We start from the raw sequence: 3342 nt of genomic DNA on the forward strand, positions 1-3342 counted from the left end.
TTGTTTTTTTTTTTGTTGGGTTGTTTGTGTTAGTGATACAGCCCCCCCCCCCCCCCTGGGGGGGGGGGGGCGGGGGGGCGCGCCGGCGGCCCGCCCCCCGGCGAGTCGGATGCCCGCGAGTCGAACGCGGTGGCTCCTGATCCCAAATCAGGCGGGGTCGCCAGTGCCCCTCGCACCCGGGAACTCACCAGCGGTCAGGCCGGTGAGCCCGCGCCCTTGCCAGGATTCGAACCTGGGACCTCCGCGTTCGTAGCGCGGCGCTCTGATCCTGCTGAGCTACAAGGGCCTGGTAGCGCGTGCGGGAGTCGAACCCGCGCCCTCCGGGGTGAAAACCCGGCGTCCTGCCGTTGGACCAACGCGCCGTCGCTACCCGGCGCTCACCCGGGCCGCGTGACGCGCGGCGAAGGTGAGCGTCGGGAGATGTCTGCTCCGCTGTGTAACTGTCAAAGAACACGCCAGCCCATCGGAAATGGGTGACGAAAAGCACCGGCGGGAGGAGTCGAACCCCCGGAAAACGGTTTTGGAGGCCGTTGCGCTTCCCAAGCTCGCCGGTAAGAAAAGAATTGTTCAGGGTGCGTCGAACAGAGAAAGCCGCCCGGATCGGTTTCCCGATGGGCGGCCCCCTTGACATGACAAGTGCTAGGTCATGGTGGGGAGCCCACACCGCTCAGACGTCCGTGTTCCTGCCAGGAGAAGGGCATCCGGTGGTCGTTCGGCGAACACGGGCAGGCGATCGCGGCGGCCGGACACCGGCGCTGCGCCTCTCGCTCCCGCATGTTCGTCATGGCCACTCCTCCGCTTGCTGGTGTGCATTCATCATCACGCACCCGGCAGGCACCGTCAATCATATTTCGGGGAAAGCTCGGTCGACCGAATTCACGCCGGTGAGCAGGGTCGGAGCGGCTTCTCAGGCCATCGGTGCTTCCGGCGCCTGGGACGCGTACGCGAAGGGAGTTTCGGCGTAAGATTCCAAAACTTTGAGGCACGGTTCCCCTTGTCGTCGAAAGGTCGCGTACATACTCGTCCTTGTGGTAGCCGCGCCCGGCGCAGAGGAGAGCTGAGTGGATGACGTGAGTTCGCCGGTTTTGCCCGAACTGGCCGCCCAGTGGGACGGACTCGGTCTCGACCCGGAGGTCCCGCGGCGGCGTGATTCCGGTGAGGTCTACCGGGTGCGGTCGCCGCTGGGGCACGAAGCGACCCTCTTCAGCCGCTATGACGATGTCCGGGCCGTGCACGGCGACCCCGAACGCCTGCGGCTCGACGCGATCGGCCCGTCGCCAGGTCTGGCCGCCGCGGGTGTCGACGACGAGCAGATGAAACACCGCCGTGCCGGGCGGTTGCTGATGCTGGATCCCCCCGAGCACACCCGGCTGCGGCGGCTGCTGACCGCGACGTTCACGGTCCGGCGGGCCAGGGCGCTGGCCCCGCGGATCCAGGAGATCGTCGACGAGCACCTCGACGCGATGGCGGCCGCCGGTCCGCCCGCCGATCTGGTTTCCGCGTTCGCGCTCCCGGTGCCGTCGCTGGTGATCTGCGAGCTGCTCGGGGTGCCGTTCGCCGACCGGGCCGAGTTCGGGGCGCGCAGCAACCGGTTCATCGACACGACCATGGACCCGCGGGAACGGCTGCGGCTGGACGCCGAAGCCGACGCCTACATGCACACGCTGGTCGCGCGGCACCGGGAAAACCCGGGGGAGGACCTGCTGAGCCTGTTGATCCGCGAGCACGGCGCGGGCGCGCTGTCGGACGAGGAGCTGGTCGGCCTGGCGGATCTGCTGCTCATCGCCGGCCACGAGACCACCGCGAACGTGATCTCCCTCGGCACACTCGCGTTGCTGCGCCATCCCGGCCAGCTCGCGCTGGTGCGCGACGATCCGAGCGCGGTCGAGGACGCGATCGAGGAACTGCTGCGCTACACCTCGGTCGTGCACGCCGGTTTCGTCCGGGTGGCCGTCGAGGACACCATGATCGGCGGGCGTCCGGTGCGGCGTGGCGACCACGTGGTGACCTCGCTGCCCGCGGCCAACCGGGACCCGGCGCTGCTGGAGGACGGGGACGCCCTCGACGTCACTCGCGGCCGCTGCCCGCATGTCGCCTTCGGGCACGGTATCCACCATTGTCTCGGCGCGACGCTGGCTCGCCTCGAACTGCAGCTGGCGCTTCCGGCGTTGCTGCGGCGGTTCCCCGGGCTGCGCCTCGCCGCCGCTCCCGTCTTCAAGCACCGGGCGCTGATCCACGGTCTGCGGTCCCTGCCCGTGGCCTGGTGATCTCTCGAAAGGAACGATGTTGACGCTCGACGAACAATCCGCCGCCGCGTTCCCGGCCGAGGCCGACTTCCCTGACCGTCGGGAGGTGGTGCAACGGTTCGGTGATCTCGCGCCGGACGGCACGACGAGCACGGTGGCGTTGTCGCGCCTGTTCGAGCATCCGCGCGTCGGCCTGCGCTTCTCGCGTTTCGACAAGCTCGCGGCCGAAGGCGGGTTCGGGCCGTTCCACATCCTGTTCGTCGGCCAGTGTGTCGAACGGCGGACGGCGTTCGGCGGGACCGGCGAGACCATCCGGATCGGCACCGGTGTCCGGGCGATCGGACGGTCCTCCTATACCTACGGTCAGGGCATGTTCGCCGGCGGGCAGCTCGTCGCGACGGCCGAGGCCACCATCGTGCTCGCCGGCAAGTCCGGGCCGATCACCTTGCCGGACGAGCTGCTCGCCGACCTCGACGAGCTGCGGCTGCCGGGAACGGGCGCGTCCGCCGCGTCGAAACCCGATCCGCGCCGTCGCGAGCGGCGGTACTACCCGGCCGCCGCCACCGTCCACGCCCGCGTCGGGGACGTCGACCTCAACCGGCACGTCAACTACATCGCCCAGCTCGGCTGGTACGACGAGGCGATCGCGGCGCATGCGCACGGCCTGCTGGGAGACGGCTCCGCCAGGAAGCTCCCGCGGTTCCTCCCTTGGCGCTACCAGGTGAACTACCTCGGCGAAGTCCTTTATCCACGCTCCTACGACCTCGGGATCGCCGTCAGCGGGCACGACGAGCACACCGTGCACTACGAGCTGGGGCTGTTCGACGGCGAACAGTGCCTGGGGACGGCGGACGCCACCGCGCCGCGTGGTGCGCTACCCGCCGCCGGGCTCACGGACGCGGCGCCCCGCGAGGGGTGAGGTCCCCGGGGACCTTCGCGGCGCTCAGTGCTGTCAAGGACCCCTTCACGGCGCGCGGGGCTACCGACATGCCCGGCGCGCCGGCGCCCACCGCGGAGCCGGCACGCCGCCCGCGCGCGAGGAGGTGGGGCGGCTGGGCTGTGGGCAGGTGGGGGTTGATAATCTCGCGGCGTGTGC

3 protein-coding genes and 2 tRNA genes are annotated in these 3342 nt (G+C 69.9%); 2 read left to right on the top strand and 3 right to left on the bottom strand.

All coding sequences use genetic code 11. The features are described 5' to 3' along the window. Window positions 1–211: 211 nt before the first annotated feature. The 3 genes from ACFWY9_RS18930 to ACFWY9_RS18940 form a co-directional block, all read right to left on the bottom strand. Window positions 212–286, bottom strand: a tRNA-Arg gene (locus ACFWY9_RS18930). 1 nt (window position 287) lies between these two features. Continuing rightward, window positions 288–362: transfer RNA gene (locus tag ACFWY9_RS18935), tRNA-Glu, on the bottom strand. A 282-nt stretch (window positions 363–644) separates the two neighbouring features. Next, window positions 645–785, bottom strand: coding sequence for a hypothetical protein (locus ACFWY9_RS18940; RefSeq protein ID WP_378339397.1), 141 nt, complete (start codon window positions 783–785; stop codon window positions 645–647). A gap of 276 nt (window positions 786–1061) precedes the next feature. Here ACFWY9_RS18940 and ACFWY9_RS18945 point away from each other — a divergent pair, with 276 nt between their 5' ends. Continuing rightward, a complete protein-coding gene (locus ACFWY9_RS18945) occupies window positions 1062–2267 on the top strand; it encodes a cytochrome P450 (protein WP_378324051.1) in 1206 nt (401 codons plus the stop codon). A 16-nt stretch (window positions 2268–2283) separates the two neighbouring features. Next, complete coding sequence (locus tag ACFWY9_RS18950) at window positions 2284–3165, top strand: hypothetical protein (protein WP_378324052.1); 882 nt, start codon at window positions 2284–2286, stop codon at window positions 3163–3165. Window positions 3166–3342 lie beyond the last annotated feature (177 nt).

The sequence above is a fragment of the Amycolatopsis sp. NPDC059027 genome (assembly GCF_042739735.1).
Taxonomy (GTDB): domain Bacteria; phylum Actinomycetota; class Actinomycetes; order Mycobacteriales; family Pseudonocardiaceae; genus Amycolatopsis.